This is a genomic window from Streptomyces sp. CLCI03 (assembly GCF_053615355.1).
This window is the reverse complement of the sequence record NZ_CM132132.1, coordinates 1,955,336-1,971,525: the sequence shown is the minus strand read 5'-3', so window position 1 is coordinate 1,971,525 and position 16,190 is coordinate 1,955,336. Positions and strand designations below refer to the sequence as shown.

General features: G+C 71.1%; 16 protein-coding genes and 1 pseudogene. 3 read left to right on the top strand and 14 right to left on the bottom strand.

Features of this window, described 5'->3' with window-relative positions; genetic code table 11:
* Positions 1-62: 62 nt before the first annotated feature.
* From ACWG52_RS08975 to ACWG52_RS08965, 3 genes and pseudogenes are all read left to right on the top strand, one after another.
* Positions 63-1,064 (top strand): ketopantoate reductase family protein, encoded by a 1,002-nt coding sequence (locus ACWG52_RS08975; RefSeq protein WP_389809163.1) that lies wholly within the window; start codon positions 63-65, stop codon positions 1,062-1,064.
* Between the two features lie 288 nt (positions 1,065-1,352).
* Positions 1,353-1,535: pseudogene (locus ACWG52_RS08970) on the top strand (2Fe-2S iron-sulfur cluster-binding protein); the annotation flags it as partial.
* A 344-nt stretch (positions 1,536-1,879) separates the two neighbouring features.
* Entirely contained in the window at positions 1,880-2,299 is a 420-nt protein-coding gene (locus ACWG52_RS08965; RefSeq protein ID WP_389809160.1) for a hypothetical protein, read from the top strand.
* Between the two features lie 193 nt (positions 2,300-2,492).
* On the opposite strand, the gene ACWG52_RS08960 is transcribed toward ACWG52_RS08965, so the two are convergent.
* From ACWG52_RS08960 to ACWG52_RS08895, 14 genes are all read right to left on the bottom strand, one after another.
* Positions 2,493-3,248, bottom strand: coding sequence for a sirohydrochlorin chelatase (locus tag ACWG52_RS08960; RefSeq protein ID WP_389809158.1), 756 nt, complete (start codon positions 3,246-3,248; stop codon positions 2,493-2,495).
* 5 nt (positions 3,249-3,253) lie between these two features.
* On the bottom strand, positions 3,254-4,150 hold the full coding sequence (locus ACWG52_RS08955) for an ABC transporter permease (protein WP_389809155.1): 897 nt from the start codon (positions 4,148-4,150) through the stop codon (positions 3,254-3,256).
* The gene (locus ACWG52_RS08950; RefSeq protein WP_389809152.1) at positions 4,137-4,955 is read right to left on the bottom strand and encodes an ABC transporter ATP-binding protein; all 819 of its coding nucleotides are present in this window, start codon (positions 4,953-4,955) and stop codon (positions 4,137-4,139) included. The genes ACWG52_RS08955 and ACWG52_RS08950 overlap by 14 nt, the downstream gene beginning before the upstream one ends.
* 34 nt (positions 4,956-4,989) lie before the next feature.
* The gene (locus ACWG52_RS08945; RefSeq protein WP_453128385.1) at positions 4,990-6,114 is read right to left on the bottom strand and encodes an aliphatic sulfonate ABC transporter substrate-binding protein; all 1,125 of its coding nucleotides are present in this window, start codon (positions 6,112-6,114) and stop codon (positions 4,990-4,992) included.
* Positions 6,115-6,329: 215 nt separating this feature from the next.
* The gene (locus ACWG52_RS08940; RefSeq protein ID WP_390137144.1) at positions 6,330-7,679 is read right to left on the bottom strand and encodes a sulfate adenylyltransferase subunit 1; all 1,350 of its coding nucleotides are present in this window, start codon (positions 7,677-7,679) and stop codon (positions 6,330-6,332) included.
* Between the two features lie 2 nt (positions 7,680-7,681).
* Positions 7,682-8,620, bottom strand: coding sequence for a sulfate adenylyltransferase subunit CysD (cysD, locus tag ACWG52_RS08935; RefSeq protein ID WP_389818385.1), 939 nt, complete (start codon positions 8,618-8,620; stop codon positions 7,682-7,684).
* A complete protein-coding gene (gene cysC, locus ACWG52_RS08930; RefSeq protein WP_030715207.1) occupies positions 8,617-9,162 on the bottom strand; it encodes an adenylyl-sulfate kinase in 546 nt (181 codons plus the stop codon). Before cysC ends, cysD begins: the two co-directional genes overlap by 4 nt.
* A 35-nt stretch (positions 9,163-9,197) precedes the next feature.
* Entirely contained in the window at positions 9,198-9,911 is a 714-nt protein-coding gene (locus ACWG52_RS08925; RefSeq protein ID WP_389818389.1) for a phosphoadenylyl-sulfate reductase, read from the bottom strand.
* Positions 9,908-10,096: a hypothetical protein gene (locus ACWG52_RS08920; protein ID WP_266353746.1), complete on the bottom strand. Its 189-nt coding sequence runs from the start codon at positions 10,094-10,096 to the stop codon at positions 9,908-9,910. The genes ACWG52_RS08925 and ACWG52_RS08920 overlap by 4 nt, the downstream gene beginning before the upstream one ends.
* Positions 10,093-11,799: a nitrite/sulfite reductase gene (locus ACWG52_RS08915; RefSeq protein ID WP_389818394.1), complete on the bottom strand. Its 1,707-nt coding sequence runs from the start codon at positions 11,797-11,799 to the stop codon at positions 10,093-10,095. The genes ACWG52_RS08920 and ACWG52_RS08915 overlap by 4 nt, the downstream gene beginning before the upstream one ends.
* Positions 11,800-12,014: 215 nt before the next feature.
* Positions 12,015-12,098 (bottom strand): putative leader peptide, encoded by an 84-nt coding sequence (locus ACWG52_RS08910; protein ID WP_312847410.1) that lies wholly within the window; start codon positions 12,096-12,098, stop codon positions 12,015-12,017.
* A 246-nt stretch (positions 12,099-12,344) separates the two neighbouring features.
* Entirely contained in the window at positions 12,345-12,908 is a 564-nt protein-coding gene (locus tag ACWG52_RS08905) for a GNAT family N-acetyltransferase (RefSeq protein WP_390137140.1), read from the bottom strand.
* Between the two features lie 5 nt (positions 12,909-12,913).
* Entirely contained in the window at positions 12,914-14,179 is a 1,266-nt protein-coding gene (locus ACWG52_RS08900) for a GAF domain-containing protein (protein WP_389814233.1), read from the bottom strand.
* 356 nt (positions 14,180-14,535) lie between these two features.
* The gene (locus ACWG52_RS08895; protein ID WP_033223478.1) at positions 14,536-16,179 is read right to left on the bottom strand and encodes an acyl-CoA dehydrogenase family protein; all 1,644 of its coding nucleotides are present in this window, start codon (positions 16,177-16,179) and stop codon (positions 14,536-14,538) included.
* Positions 16,180-16,190 lie beyond the last annotated feature (11 nt).

Below are 16,190 nucleotides of genomic sequence, written 5' to 3'. Positions count from 1 at the left end.
CGCACGGGAGTTCTGCGTGCCCCGGCGGTCACACGGGCGGCCGGATGTGCCAGGCTCGGGGCATGCGTTACATCATCATCGGCGCGGGCGCGGTCGGCGCCACCATCGGCGGACGGCTCGCGGAGGCGGGCGGTGAGGTCGTCCTCGTCGCCCGCGGCGCGCACGCGCAGGCCCTGCGGGCCGAGGGGCTGCGGCTCACGACGGCCGACGGGACCCGGGTCCACCGGCTGCCCGTGGTCACCGGACCGGACGAACTGGGTGAACTGCGCCCCGACGACGTGCTGTTGCTGTCCGTGAAGACCCAGGACGCCATCGCCGCGCTCGACGCGTGGGGCGACGCGGAGGTCGCGGGCGGCGGTACGGCCGCCCAGCGACTGCCGGTGCTGTGCGCGCAGAACGGTGTGGAGAGCGAGCGGCTGGCGCTACGGCGCTTCGCGCGCGTGTACGGGGTGTGCGTATGGCTGCCCGCCACCTTCCTGGAGCCGGGCGTGGTCTCGGCGTTGTGCGCGCCACTGACCGGCATCCTGCACGTGGGCCGGGCCGCGGGCGGCACGGACGCCCTGGCCCGGTCCGTCGCGGCGGACCTCGCCAAGGCCGGCTTCGGGGCGCCGGAAGCCCCGGACGTGATGCGCTGGAAGTACGCGAAGCTGCTGGGGAACCTGGGCAACGCGATCCAGGCGACCACCGGACCGGAACCGGACCCGGCGAAGGCGGCGCTGCTGCTGCGGGCCGTCCGCGAGGGCAAGGCCGCCTTCCGGGCCGCCGGCATCCCGTACGCCTCGGACGCCGAGCAGGCGCTGGCCCGCGACGGCAAGGTGGAGCAGCCCGCCGGCGTGCGGGGCGGCTCGTCCTGGCAGAGCCTGGCGCGGGGCACGGGCTCGGTGGAGGCGGACTACCTCAACGGGGAGATCTCCCTGCTGGGCCGGCTGCACGGGGTACCGACGCCGGTCAACGACGTCCTGCGGCACGCGGCGAACATCTTCGCCCGGGAGGGCCTGCCGCCGGGCGCCATGTCGATCGAGGACCTGACGGCCCTGGCGGACGAGGCGGCCGCCCGGGCCTAGGCCGTCTCTTTCGGATCTTGCCGGGCCCGGCGGCAGCGCTCGACAGCCGCGCTTGGCGGTGCCGGGCGGGTCGGGGATACGCTGGCGGGGAGTCTCTACGTCCGCCGGTCCTCGTCGAGCTGTCCGACCGCAGCGGTAGGAGCGACCCGGATTCGCCCCGGATCCGACCCGGGGACGAAGAGCGGGCGCTCCGTGGCCGACCGGGCTTCGACGCGAACGCGGTGCGTCGCCCGAGGTCGAGGCGATCCCCGCCTGCGTACCCCTTCAGGCCGGTGGATGGTCCGTCACACGCCTGCCCTCGTGAGGGAGAGCGGCCGTGAGGTGACCACCATCGAGGGGCTGGGCTCGCCCGGCAACCTGCACCCGATGCAGCGGCAGTTCCGCGACGCCCCGGGATTCCAGTGCGGCTTCTGCACCGCCGGAATGATCATGACCTCGGCGACCTTCAGCGAGTCCCAGAAGGCCGATCTGGCAGGGGAGTAGCCGGATGTGAAGACGCGGGGGTACCACCGCGACCGAACTGGCACAAATGAGGCCCAACGAGGGTCGATATCGGGACATTGTAAACAAAATAAATGATCAAGGAAGTAGGTTCTATAGCTCTCTTTCGGCCCGCGATTCCTCAAGGAATGCTCAGATATATGCATTTTCCTGCGCGCTGGACGGCTTGATCACATAGATTCTGCTCAGCGAAAAGGCCACTCCAACGGGGGGTGGGTCACATGCTGGAGGAATTCATGCTGCCCAGGGTGAAGACGACCGTGACCGCGGGCGTTCTGGCTCTCACTGCCAGCCTTCTTTCCACTGGAAATGCCATGGCGGCAGATCACTGCCAGCCGCACGACTATCGCTCGTACACCTCGAACGGGAGTTCCTGGCACTCTTACGATTCCGGAATTCTCAACAACTCGTCCGCAGGCACCATCACCAAGACCTTCACCCACTCGTCGAACAAGTCCAAGAGCACCGAGGTCTCCGCGGAGGTCGGCCTGACCGCCAACGCTGTCGTCGCCGAAGTCAACGCCAAGTTCGGGGTGTCGACCGCGGTGACCGCTTCGTACACCACGTCGACCCGGTTCACGGTCACGGCGCCCCCGCGTACGAAGGTCACGTACAAGGACGGGATTCTCCAGCGGGCGTACACCGTCAAGAAGGTCCACACCTACAGCAACTGCACCACTCGCACGACCTACGGCAAGGTCCTGGCCATGGAGAACTACTCCGAGGCTCGCTGACCGACCCCGCTCCGAAAGGAAGCGGAACGGTCGGTCGATTACGGGGGAAACTGGAGGAGAAAGTCCTGATTCCCTCGGACGGAAAGTCCGAAGGAGTCGTGGAGACCTACCGGGAACTTCCCGCACACGAATGCCCCCACCCCTCGGGTGGGGGCATTCGTGTGCGGTGGGCCCGGACGTGCCGCGAGAGGTGTCAGGCGGACAGGGCCGGCAGGCGGGACGGCGCCGTCGCGGCCGCGTCGAAGCGGTGCAGTAGCAGTCGGGCCAGTTCCGGGGCCGCGCCCAGGACGTCCGCGACGACGTCCGCGCCCGCGGCCTCGGCGCCGGCCGTGATGCGGTCCGGGAGCCGGCCCGGGGCGATGACGTACGGGGCCACCGCCACCCGTACGAAGCCCTCGGCGCGCAGGGCCCGTACGGCGTCCTCCGTACGGGGCAGTGCGGCGGAGGCGAACGCAGGCCGCACGGCACACCAACCGGTGCGCCGCCACTCCCGCGCGGTTTCAGCGATCACTGCGATCGCCTCCGGGTCCGTGGAGCCGGCGGACGCGAGCACCACGGCAGTGGTGGCGCGGTCCGCCGGGGTGAGGCCGGCTTCGGAGAGCCGGCGTTCGAGGGCCGTCAGCAGGAGCGGGGACGGCCCGAGGACGTCCGCCACCCGCACCGACAGCCCCGGCAGGCGCGAGGTCGCCTCGGCGAGCGCCGCCGGGATGTCGGACTTCGCGTGGAAGGCGCGGGTCAGCAGCAGCGGGAGCGCCACGACCTCCCGTACGCCCGACAGATAGAGCGAGGACAGCGCCTGCCCCACCGTCGGGGTGTTGAAGTCGAGGAAGGCCGTCTCCACGCGCAGCCCCGGCCGCAGCGCCCGCACCCGCCCGGTGAGGGCGTGCACGGTCGCCGCGTGCCGCGGATCGCGGCTGCCGTGGGCGATGACCAGGAGGGCGCGGTCCATGGCGATCAGCTCTTCGCCAGGAGGCCGCGGCTGCGCAGCACCCACCGCTCGACCGGGCTGAAGACCAGCAGGTCGATGGCGATGCCGACGACCAGGATCAGGATGATCGCGAGGAACACGCCCGGCAGGTCGATGTTGTTGCGGCCGTTCTCCAGCAACTGGCCCAGGCCCAGGCCCAGGTCGGGCGAGGAGGCGATGATCTCGGCGGCCATCAGCGAGCGCCAGGAGAAGGCCCAGCCCTGCTTGAGGCCGGCCAGATAGCCGGGCAGCGCGGCCGGCATGACGATGTGCCGGGCGCCCCGCAGACCGGTGGCACCCAGGGTGCGGCCGGCCCGCAGGTACAGCGGCGGGATCTGGTCGATGCCGGAGACGAGGCCGTTGGCGATGGACGGGACGGCGCCCAGCAGGATGACCGTGTACATCATCGCGTCGTTGAGGCCGAACCACAGGACGGCCGGCGGCACCCAGGCCACCGACGGCAGCGACTGCAGGCCTTGCAGGATCGGGCCGATCGCGGCGCGGACGAACTTCACCCGGGCGACGAGCAGTCCGAGCGGCGTACCGATGGCCAGGGCCAGCAGGAAGCCGAGCAGACCGCGGGAGACGCTGGTCCAGATGACCTCCAGCAGCGTGCCCTTGACCCACATGTCGGACAGGCTGTCCCACACCGCGGACAGCGGGGGCAGCTTGGTCTCCTCGGTCACGTGCGTCGCGACGAGGACCTGCCAGACCAGGAGCACCAGGCTCACGGCCAGGACCGGCGGGAGGACCTTCTTGACGAGGACCTCGCGGATCGGGGTGCGGTGGGTCTGGACCGCGTCGAGGGCGTCGAGGCCCGCCTCCAGGCCGGCCAGGTCGTCGGACTTGCCCGTGGCCTTCGAAGTGATGTCAGTGCTGGCCATGGCGGCGGATCTCCCCACGCAGGTGTTCAGTGATCTCCAGGGACAGTTCCGCGACGTCCGCGTCCTCGATGCGGCGCGGCTGCGGGATGTCCACGGTCCATTCCTTCGCGACCCGGCCGGGTCGGGAGGAGAGCAGGACCACGCGCTGGGCGAGACGGACGGCCTCGCGCACGTTGTGGGTGACGAAGAGGACGGACAGACCGCCCGTGGCGGAGCCGCTCGTGTTCGCTTCGGCCCAGATGCGGGTGAGCTCGCCGTGCAGCACGTCCCGGGTGATGGCGTCGAGGGCCGCGAACGGCTCGTCCATGAGCAGCAGCCGGCTGTCCTGGGCGAGCGCCCGGGCCAGTGCCACGCGCTGGCGCATACCGCCGGACAGCTCGTGCACGCGCTTGCCGTACGAGCCGCCGAGGCGGACCAGCTCCAGCAGCCGCTCGGCCTCCGGGCGGCGCTCGGCCTTGGCCACCCCGCGCAGACGCAGGGCGAGTTCGATGTTCTTGCCCGCGGTCAGCCACGGGAAGAGGGCGTGCTCCTGGAACATCAGGGCCGGCCGGCCGCCGGGGGCCTCGATGGACCCCGCGGACGGCTTGTCCAGACCCGCGACCAGGTTCAGCAGCGTGGACTTGCCACACCCCGAGGCACCCAGGATGGTGACGAACTCGCCGGGAGCGACATCGAGGCTGATGTCGTCCAGGACGAGTTGCGATCCGGCCGGGCCGGAGAAGGACTTCGAGACGTGCTCGATGCGGGCGGCGTGCGTCTGCTCCAGGGCGGAGCCCTCGGCAGCCTTGGCAAGCGTGGTGGCCATGGTCGTCACCTCCTGGGATTGCGGGGTTGCGGGGTTACTTGGCGCCGAGGCCGGCGTCGGAGACCTCGGGCTTGCCGGCGGCCTTGAGCACCTTGTTGAGGAGCGTCAGGTCGTAGATGCCGGCGAGGTCGGGCTGCTCGATGAGCCCCGCCTTGACCGCCCAATCCGACTGGGTCTTCAGGGTCGCGGCGAGCGGGTCGTCGGTGATGGCGATGCTGGGCCACGCCGGGTCGATGACCTTCGCGTCGAGCGGCTTGCCGCCCTCGGCTTCGAGGCGGGCGTTGGCGGAGGCCTTGGCCTTGTCCTGGTTGGCGTGGATCCACTCGTTGGTCTTGACGGTGCCGCGCAGTACGGCCTCGACGACGTCCGGGTGTTCCTTGAGGAACTTCTGGGACACGATGATGTTCGTGATCACGAACTTCTTGTCGGGCCACAGGGCGGTCTCGTCGAGGAGGACGGAGCCGCCGTCGGAGACGAGCTTGGAGGCCGTGGGCTCGGGTACCCAGGCGCCGTCGATCGAGCCCTGCTTGAAGGCGTCGGGGGTGACCTTGTTGTCGGTGCGGACGACGGAGACGTCGCCCTTGCCGGACTCGGGGTCGACCTTCCAGCCCTTCTCGGAGATCCAGTTGAGGAACGCGACGTCCTGCGTGTTCCCCTTCTGGGGGGTGGCGATCTTCTTGCCCTTGAGGTCGTCCAGGGTCTTGATCTTGTCGGGGTTCACGACGAGCTTGACGCCGCCGGAGGCCGAGCCGGAGATGATCCGCAGGTTCGAGCCCTTGGACTTGACGTAGCCGTTGATCGAGGGGGAGGGGCCGATGAAGCCGATGTCGAGAGAGCCACCGTTGAGGGCTTCGATCTCGGACGGGCCGGCGTTGAAGGACTGCGGCTTGATCTTGGTGCCGCCCAGTTCCTTCTCGATCAGGCCTTCCTGGAGGCCGACCAGCGCGGTGGCGTGCGTCAGGTTGGGGAAGTACCCGATCCGCACCTCGGCAGCCGAGAGCTTCTTACCCGCGTCCGCCGTGTCGGCGGTCTTCGGCTCGTCCTTCGTGGCCTCGGAGCCGTAGCCGCAGGAGGCGAGCGCACCGATCAGGAGCGGCAGGGCGGCGGCTGCGACGATGCCGCGGCGGAAGGTGGTGCGGGTGCTGGCGGTGGCAGGCACGGGAGGACTCCCTCTCGTGACGGCGTCATCTCATGACGCACGTCTTCGTTTGTGGAACGAGGTCGGGTACGGCTCGTGGGGGGTGTGGGCGCGCATGCGGTGCACGTACGTCATCGCGCACATCGCGCAACCCCTCCCTGGCCGCTGCCGAGAGCACCGCTGCCTACGCGGCCGCCCTCCTTCGCGAAGGTCGAGTAGATGTCGGGAAGCATGAGCTAGAAGTCCCAGCCTTCCTCGTCGGCCTGGACGGTCGTCTCGGCCTGGGAAGCGAAGGACTCGCCCGCCATGCCCGCCGCCAGGGTCGTTCCGTCGGCCGGGTCGATCAGCAGGAAGGACCCGGTCCGGCGCGAGTCGGCGTACGCGTCGAGCGCGAGCGGCTCGGCGGTGCGGACGACGACGCGGCCGATGTCGTTGGCCACCAGCTGCCCGGGGTTCGGGTGCTGGGACAGGTCGTCCAGGGTCAGCCGCGAGGGGATCTCCTTGACGATGGCCTTGACCGTGCGCGTCGTGTGCTTGATCAGCACCCGGGCGCCGACGGAGAGGGGCTGGTCGGCCACGTGGCAGACGGTCGCCTCGACGTCCTGCGTGGTGGCCGGAGCGTTCGCGGACGGCGCGATCAGGTCGCCGCGCGAGATGTCGATGTCGTCCTTCAGCCGCAGCGTCACCGACTGCGGGGCCCAGGCGATGTCCACGCTCTCGCCGAGCGCGTCGATGCCCTCGATGACCGAGGTCCGGCCGGACGGCAGGACGGTCACGGCCTCTCCGACGCGCAGCACGCCGGAGGCGATCTGGCCCGCGTAGCCGCGGTAGTCGGGGTGCTCGGCGGACTGCGGACGGATCACGTACTGCACCGGGAAACGCGCCGGGCAGGCCGTGAGGTCATGGCTGACCGGGACGGTCTCCAGGTGCTCCAGGACCGTCGGGCCGCCGTACCAGTCCATGTTGGCGGAGGCGTCCACGACGTTGTCGCCGGCCAGCGCGGAGATCGGGATCGCGGTGATCTCCGGGACGCCCAGGTCGGAGGCGTACGCGGTGAACTCCTCGGCGATGGTCGCGAAGACGGACTCCTGGTAGCCCACCAGGTCCATCTTGTTCACGGCCAGGACCACGTGCGGGACGCGCAGCAGCGCGGCGACCGCCGCGTGCCGGCGGGTCTGCTCGATCACGCCGTTGCGGGCGTCGACGAGGACCACGGCCAGGTCGGCGGTGGAGGCGCCGGTGACCATGTTCCGGGTGTACTGCACGTGCCCCGGGGTGTCCGCGAGGATGAACCGGCGGCGCGCGGTGGCGAAGTACCGGTACGCGACGTCGATGGTGATGCCCTGCTCACGCTCGGCCCGCAGGCCGTCGGTCAGCAGCGCGAGGTCGGGGGCCTCCTGGCCGCGCTGGGCCGAGACGGCCTCGACGGCCTCCATCTGGTCGGTCAGGACCGACTTGGAGTCGTGCAGCAGCCGGCCCACCAGGGTGGACTTGCCGTCGTCGACGGAGCCGGCGGTCGCGAAGCGCAGCAGCGTGGTCGCTGCGAGGTCGGCCAAGTTGGCGACCTGATCGGTGGTGCTGGTCATGTCTAGAAGTACCCTTCGCGCTTGCGGTCTTCCATCGCGGCCTCGGACATCTTGTCGTCGGCGCGGGTCGCGCCCCGCTCGGTGAGACGGGAGACGGCGATCTCGGCGATCACGGCGTCCAGCGTGGTGGCGTCGGAGTCGACGGCGCCGGTGCAGGACATGTCACCGACGGTCCGGTAGCGGATGAGCCGCGTCTCGGGCGTCTCGCTCTCCTTCGGGCCGCCCCACTCGCCGGCCGTCAGCCACATGCCGTTGCGCAGGAACACCTCGCGCTCGTGGGCGAAGTAGATCTCCGGCAGCTCGATGCCCTCGCGGGCGATGTACTGCCAGACGTCCAGCTCGGTCCAGTTGGAGAGCGGGAAGACACGCACGTGCTCGCCGGGGGCGTGGCGGCCGTTGTAGAGCTGCCACAGCTCGGGGCGCTGGCGGCGCGGGTCCCACTGGGAGAACTCGTCGCGGAGGCTGAAGACGCGCTCCTTGGCGCGGGCCTTCTCCTCGTCGCGGCGGCCGCCACCGAAGACGGCGTCGAACTTCAGGCTCTGGATCGCCTCGGTCAGCGGCACGGTCTGCAGCGGGTTGCGGGTGCCGTCCGGACGCTCGCGCAGCTTGCCCGCGTCGATGTACTCCTGGACGGAGGCCACGTGCAGGCGCAGGCCGTGCTTCTCGACCGTACGGTCGCGGTACTCCAGCACCTCGGGGAAGTTGTGACCCGTGTCGACGTGCAGCAGCGTGAACGGCACCGGCGCCGGCGCGAACGCCTTCAGCGCCAGGTGCAGCATGACGATGGAGTCCTTGCCGCCGGAGAAGAGGATCACCGGCTTCTCGAACTCGCCCGCCACCTCGCGGAAGATGTGCACGGCCTCGGACTCGAGGGCGTCGAGGTGCGACAGCGCGTAGGGCGCATCCGTCTCGTCGTGGACGTGTGCGACGGTCGTCGTCATGCCAGACCCCTCTCGGTGAGCAGCGCGTGCAGGGCCGAAGCCGACTCCCGCACGGTCTGCGTGTGCGACTCGATCCGCAGGTCCGGGGAGTCCGGCGCCTCGTACGGGTCGTCGACCCCGGTCAGACCGGAGATCTCGCCCGCCGCCTGCTTGGCGTACAGGCCCTTGACGTCACGCTCGGAGCAGACCTCGACCGGGGTGGCCACGTGGACCTCCAGGTACGAGGTGCCCTCGGCGGCATGCCGCTTGCGGACGGCCTCACGGCTGTCCGCGAACGGTGCGATCACCGGTACCAGCGCCTTGACCCCGTTGCTCGCGAGGAGTTCGGCGACGAAGCCGATCCGCTGCACGTTGGTGTGCCGGTCCTCGCGGGTGAAGCCCAGGCCCGCGGAGAGGAACTCGCGGATCTCGTCCCCGTCGAGGACCTCCACCCGGTGTCCTTCGTCGCGCAGCCGCTCGGCCAGCGCGTAGGCGATGGTGGTCTTGCCCGCGCTCGGCAGCCCGGTCAGCCACACGGTGGCGCCCTGGTCGCTCACGCTCATCTGCTCTGTCTCCGTAGGTTCTTCGCCGGTCGTCATCAGCCGTGCAGTCCGCACTCGGTCTTGCCGCGCCCGGCCCACCGGCCGGCCCGCGCGTCCTCGCCCTCGGCGACGCGCCGGGTGCACGGGGCGCAGCCGACGGAGGCGTAACCGTCCATCAGCAGCGGGTTGGTGAGTACGCCGTGCTCGGCGACGTACGCGTCCACGTCGTCCTGGGTCCAGCGGGCGATCGGGGAGACCTTGACCTTCTGCCGCTTCTCGTCCCAGCCGACCACCGGGGTGTTCGCCCGGGTCGGGGACTCGTCGCGGCGCAGCCCCGTCGCCCACGCGGTGTACGCCGTCAGGCCCTCTTCCAGCGGCTTGACCTTGCGCAGCGCGCAGCACAGGTCGGGGTCCCGGTCGTGCAGCTTCGGCCCGTACTCGGCGTCCTGCTCGGCGACGCTCTGACGCGGGGTCAGCGTGATGACGTTGACGTCCATCACGGCCTCGACCGCGTCACGGGTGCCGATGGTCTCCTCGAAGTGGTAGCCCGTGTCGAGGAAGACCACGTCCACACCGGGGAGGACCCGCGAGGCCAGGTGGGCGACCACCGCGTCCTCCATGGAGGAGGTCACGGCGAACGTCTTGCCGAAGGTGTCGACCGCCCAGCGCAGGATGTCCGACGCGGAGGCGTCCTCCAGGTCCCGGCCCGCCTGCTCGGCCAGCGCCTTCAGCTCCTCCGCCGTGAGACGCACGTCTTGAGTGGTGGTCATATCCCGTCCCCTCCCGCTGATCCCGGTGAATCCGACCGAACGCCCCGGGCCAGCAGCCCGAGGTACTTCAGCTGGAAGGCTCGGTTGCAGGACCTGCATTCCCACGCGCCGTGACCCGCCTCGTGGGGAAACAGGTCCTCGTCGCCGCAGTAGGGGCAGTAGAACGGTGCGGCGCGCTCGCTCACGAGAGGCTCTTCTCGTCCGCGCGGGCGACCCACGCCGCGAAGCGCTCGCCGTCCTCGCGCTGCTCCTCGTAGTGCTTGACGACCCGCTCGACGTAGTCGGGCAGACCCGCCGAGGTGACCTTGAGGCCGCGGACCTTGCGGCCGAAGCCGGCCTCCAGGCCGAGGGCGCCGCCCAGGTGGACCTGGTAGCCCTCCACCTGGTTGCCGTCGTCGTCCAGGACCAGCTGACCCTTGAGACCGATGTCCGCCACCTGGATACGGGCGCAGGCGTTCGGGCAGCCGTTGATGTTGATGGTGAGCGGCTCGGCGAAGTCCGGCAGGCGGCGCTCCAGCTCGTCGATCAGCGAGGCGCCGCGCGCCTTGGTCTCGACGATGGCCAGCTTGCAGAACTCGATGCCGGTGCAGGCCATCGTGCCGCGACGGAACGGGGACGGCTCGACCCGCAGGTCCAGCGCCTCCAGCGCCTCGACCACCGAGTCGACCCGGTCGGCCTCGATGTCGAGCACGATCATCTTCTGCTCGGCGGTGGTGCGCAGCCGGCCGGAGCCGTGCTGCGCCGCCACGTCGGCGATCTTGGTCAGGGTGGCACCGTCGACGCGACCCACGCGGGGCGCGAAGCCGACGTAGAACTTGCCGTCCTTCTGCTGGTGGACGCCCACGTGGTCGCGCCACCGGCCGCTGGGCTGCGCGGGCGCGGGCCCGTCGGTCAGCTTGCGCTTCAGGTACTCGTCCTCCAGGACCTGGCGGAACTTGGCCGGGCCCCAGTCGGCGACGAGGAACTTCAGACGGGCGCGGTTGCGCAGCCGGCGGTAGCCGTAGTCGCGGAAGATCGAGATGACGCCCTCGTAGACGTCCGGGACCTCGTCCAGCGAGACCCAGGTGCCCAGGCGCACACCCAGCTTGGGGTTGGTGGACAGACCGCCGCCGACCCAGACGTCGAAGCCGGGACCGTGCTCGGGGTGCTCCACACCCACGAACGCGATGTCGTTGATCTCGTGCGCCACGTCGAGCAGCGGCGAGCCGGAGATCGCGGACTTGAACTTGCGGGGCAGGTTGGAGAAGTCCTTGTTGCCCACGATGCGGCGGTAGATCTCGTCGATGGCGGGCGTGCCGTCGATGATCTCGTCCTGGGCGATGCCGGCGACGGGCGAACCGAGGATGACGCGGGGCGTGTCACCGCAGGCCTCGGTGGTGGACAGGCCCACGGCCTCCAGCCGGCGCCAGATCTCCGGGACGTCCTCGATCCGGATCCAGTGGTACTGCACGTTCTGGCGGTCGGTGAGGTCGGCGGTGCCGCGCGCGAACTCCTCCGAGATCTCGCCGATCACGCGGAGCTGCTCGGTGGTCAGCCGGCCGCCGTCGATGCGGACGCGCAGCATGAAGTACTCGTCGTCCAGCTCCTCCGGCTCCAGGATCGCGGTCTTGCCGCCGTCGATCCCGGGCTTGCGCTGGGTGTAGAGGCCCCACCAGCGCATACGGCCGCGCAGGTCGTTGGGGTCGATCGAGTCGAAGCCGCGCTTGGAGTAGATCGTCTCGATGCGTGTCCGCACGTTGAGACCGTCGTCGTCCTTCTTGAACTGCTCGTTGCCGTTGAGGGGCGTGTGGTGTCCGACGGCCCACTGGCCCTCGCCGCGGTGACGGCCGGTCTTGCGGCGCGCGGCGGCTGCGGGTGCGGCTGCGGGCGTTTCGGGGGTGGCGGCCATGGCGGTACGTCCTTCTTCGGCGGCTCGAGGCAAGGGCAGGGGGAGGCGGCGGCGCTCCCCTGCGGGCTCGGCGACTCCGAGCGGGTGCGGCTGATTCCCGCTCCGCGCCGGGGTTGCCGGCGGGCAGGGCGGTACTACGGCCTCAGGGGGCTAGCGGGTGATCGGCGCGTCCGCGACGGCGGGGACAGCGGCGATGTGCGGCGTGGCTGGTTCCGTCAGCGGGCCGGACAGATGGCGCTGGACATGCGGCCGAGGTCGACGTGCCGCCGACTCACCAAGGCAATTCCAGCTCCATTCATGGCGGAAGCGTGTCATGTGCCGATTGGAGGAGTCCACTACTGTCCACGATTCGGACGAACTCGTCTCGAAGGATGGGACGACGTGACGGGGGTCACGCATGGAACGCCGGTGAGGCCGGGTATGTCAGCCTCGCCAGGGAGAACCTCGCCGCGGTAGCCGGGGGAGTTTCGAGGCGCGGGGCGCGGGGGCGGAGTCCCCGCAGCGCCGCCGCGCCCGTTGTGTTCGGCCGACCGGCCCCGGAGGGGCTACGCGCCGGGCCAGGGGCCAGGGGTCGGGGTCTCCACCTTGGACTCGGTCTCCGTCTTGAAGATCTTGAAGCCGCGCCGCTCGTAGTTGCTCATCGCCGTCGGGCCGTCCTGGCTGCAGGTGTGCACCCAGACCCGCCGGGTCGGTGCCCGGTCCGGCCAGCGCTCCGCGAGGTCCCACGCCCTTCGGACACCGACGGACAGCAGGTGCCCGCCGATGCGGCGGCCGCGGAAGTCCGGGAGGAGACCGAAGTACATGATCTCCACCACGCCGTCGTCCTGCGGGTCGAGCTCCACGTACCCGGCCGGCGTGCCCCGGTCGTACGCCACCCACGTCTCCACACCCGGCCGGTCCAGTTGCTCCACCCACTGCGCGCGGGTCAGCGACAGCCTGTCCGTCCAGTGGATGTCGCCGCCCACCGAGGCGTAGAGGAAGCGGCTGAACTCGGGGGAGGGGACCTCTGCCCGCGAGATCGTGATCTCGTGGCCCGGAACGGCCGCCGGGACGAGGTCCGACGGGGAGGTCATTTCCAGGGACCAGGTGGTGAGGGTGATGGTGCTCATGCAGCTCAGGGAATCATGCCGGGCCCCGTCCGGCCCAGGCGGGCCCGCACCACCGTGGGCGCGGTGGAGTGCGGGAGCAGTCCGGCCGGGTCCTCGGGGCGGATCAGCTCCACCTCCACGTCCTGCGCGAACCGGTACGGCCGGTGGGTGAGGACGCCCGCGAGGTGGCGGCGTACCCGGGACAGCTCCGCGCGGACCGTCACCGTGCGCGTCGGGTCGCCGAACAGCTCCCCGGCCAGCTCCGCCGCCGAACGCCCGCGCGGGCTCTCCGCCAGCAGGAACAAAAGCTCCGCGTGGCGCGGGCTCAGCTCCTGCGACCAGCTCCCGGAGGGCCCGTACACCGTCGCCGACCAGCACCCCGCCCGGCTCAGGTCCAGGACGATCCGGGTCACCGGCGCCGTGCCGCGGCCGTCCTGGTCGATCCGTAGCAGCCAGCCGCCGGGCAGCGGCTCCACCACGCACTCCCCGAGCCGCGGCACCCACACCCGGCCCGGCCCGAAGGTCTTCGGCAGCCGGATCCGCTCCGCCGGGGCCAGGCCCGTCACCGCCGCCGTCCAGCCGTTCGGGTCCACGGCCAGTGCCCGTCCCGGCAGCCGGGCCAGCAGCGGGGCCGCGACCGTCCGCAGCAGCTCCAGCGACTCCAGGTGCCGCAGCCGCAGCTCCCGCTCCGCGAGCCGGGCCACCGAGGTCACCCACGCCAGCGTCGCCGGGTGCATGGTGGCCAGCGGCCCGCTGACGTCGACCACGCCCAGCAGCCGCCCGTCGCGCGGATCCCGTACGGGCGCCCCGGCGCAGGTCCAGTCGTGATGGCTGGAGACGAAGTGCTCGGCCGAGAACACCTGCACCGGGCGCCGGGCCACCAGGGCGGTCCCCACCCCGTTCGTGCCGACGACGGCCTCGTCCCAGTCGGCCCCGACCGCGAAGCCGAGCCGGTCCGCCTTGCGCAGGATGGAGGAGTGGCCCTCCCGCCACAGCAGCCGCCCGTCCGCGTCCGCGACGACCATGATGTGCAGGGCCTCGTCCAAGGCGGGCAGCAGCCCCTCGCGCAGCACCGGCAGGATCTCCCGCAGCGGCGACACGTGCCGCCGCTCCTCGGTCTCGGCGGCCGACAGCATCCGCGAGCGCGCGTCCCGGTCGGGGTGCACCCCGCCGGCCAGCATCCGGCGCCAGGACTCCGCGATCTCCGGCCGGGGCGCGGCCGGCGGCCGGTCCCCGGCCAGCGCCGCCGCCCGGACGCCTTTGAGCAGACGTGCCGCCGCTCGCGCGTCCATGGCCGAGATGCGTGCCACATCGACCGTGCTGCCTGTGGTGTCGGCCACCGGAACCTCCCCGTGCGAACAGGACGTACGACGCAGGCCGCCCGGGAGGTCCGCGCGGGCCGCTTCCCCGGGCACCCCGACGGGCGACCGCCGACTCAAAGGTTGCAACGGTATGCAACTCTCGCCAAGTCCCGTTCGCACGACCGAAACTGTCCGGACGCCGCAGAGCGGCGTGCCGGCTCCTCCTCGGGGCTTCGGATCAGGGGTGGTGCCGAGTCGGCGCGGCGCCACCTCTGTACCGGTGATGGGCCCGGATCCCGGCTGGGAGCGGTTTGGGGACCGCCGTGGAGCCCGACGGGGGCTCTCTCCTAGCCCGTGATCCGCGCCCGTTCCACCACCGCGCGCAGATCCAGGCTGTGCGGCAGCGTGCCGAAGGCCGTGCCCCAGTCGCCGCCGAGCCGCGAGGCGCAGAAGGCGTCCGCGACCTCCGGCGGGGCCCACCGCACCAGCAGCGATCCCTGGAGCACCAGCGCCATGCGCTCCACCACCCGGCGGGCCCGCGCCTCGATGCCCTCCAGATCGGCGAGATCCGTCAGCAGGTCCTTGATGGCCGAATCCAGCCGGTGGTCCGCGCCCCGGGCCAGGCCGACCTCCTGGAGGAAGGCGTTCAGCGCCTGCGGCTCGCGCTGCAGGGCGCGCAGCACGTCCAGCGCCTGCACATTGCCCGAGCCCTCCCAGATGGAGTTCAGCGGGGACTCGCGCAGCAGTCTCGGCAGCCCCGACTCCTCGACGTAGCCGTTGCCCCCCAGACATTCCAGGGCCTCCGCCACCATCGGCGTACAGCGCTTGGTCACCCAGTACTTGGCGGCGGGCACGGCGAGGCGCAGGAAGGCCTTCTCCTGCTCGGTACCGGCGTCGTTGGCGGCCGCCAGACGCAGGGTCAAGGTGGTGGCGGCCTCCGACTCCAGGGCGAGGTCGGCGAGCACGTTGCGCATCAGCGGCTGGTCGATGAGCGGTGCTCCGAAAGCGGAGCGGTGCTCCGCGTGGTGCACGGCCTGGGTCAGGGCCTGTCGCATGAGGGAGGCCGAGCCGATGACGCAGTCCAGCCGGGTCGCCGCGACCATCTCGATGATGGTCCGCACCCCGCGGCCCTCCTCACCGACCCGCCGCGCCCAGGTCCCGTCGAACTCCACCTCGCTCGACGCGTTCGACTTGTTGCCCAGCTTGTCCTTCAGCCGCTGGATCGCGAAGACGTTGCGGGTACCGTCCGGCAGCACCCGCGGCACCAGGAAGCACGTCAGTCCGCCCGGTGCCTGCGCCAGCACCAGGAAGCCGTCGCTCATCGGAGCCGAGCAGAACCACTTGTGTCCGGTCAGCAGGTATTCGCCGGAGGCGTCCAGCGGCACCGCGGCCGTCGTGTTCGCCCGTACGTCGCTGCCGCCCTGCTTCTCCGTCATCCCCATGCCGAAGAGCACACCGCCCTTCTCGGCGGCCGGCCGCAGCCCCTGCTCGTACACGTGCGAGGTCAGCCGCGGCTCCCATTCGGCGGCGAGCACCGGATCGGTGCGCAGCGCCGGTACGGCGGCGTGCGTCATGGAGATGGGGCAGCCGTGCCCCGCCTCGGCCTGCGACCAGATGAAGAACCCGGCGGCCCGGCGCAGATGCCCGGCCGGCCTGCCCCAGGCGTCGGTGAGCCCCGAGGTCACCGCGTGTCCGAGCAGCCGGTGCCAGGCCGGGTGGAAATCGACCTCGTCGATCCGGTTCCCGTACCGGTCGTGCGTCCGCAGCTTGGGCGGATTCTCGTTCGACTGCACACCCCATTCCTGGGCCTGCGCGGAACCGGCCGCGCGCCCGAGGTCGGTGAGCTCCTGCCTTACCTCGCCGAGGAGTTCGGGTTCCGCGGCCGCGAGGTGACGCTCGACGCCCTCGGTGAGGGCCCGATCGCCGCCGTAGACGTCGTACCCCACCAGGGGCGGGGCCTGGTTGCTGACTGTGTGGGTGGTGGCTGCCATGCGGATACCGT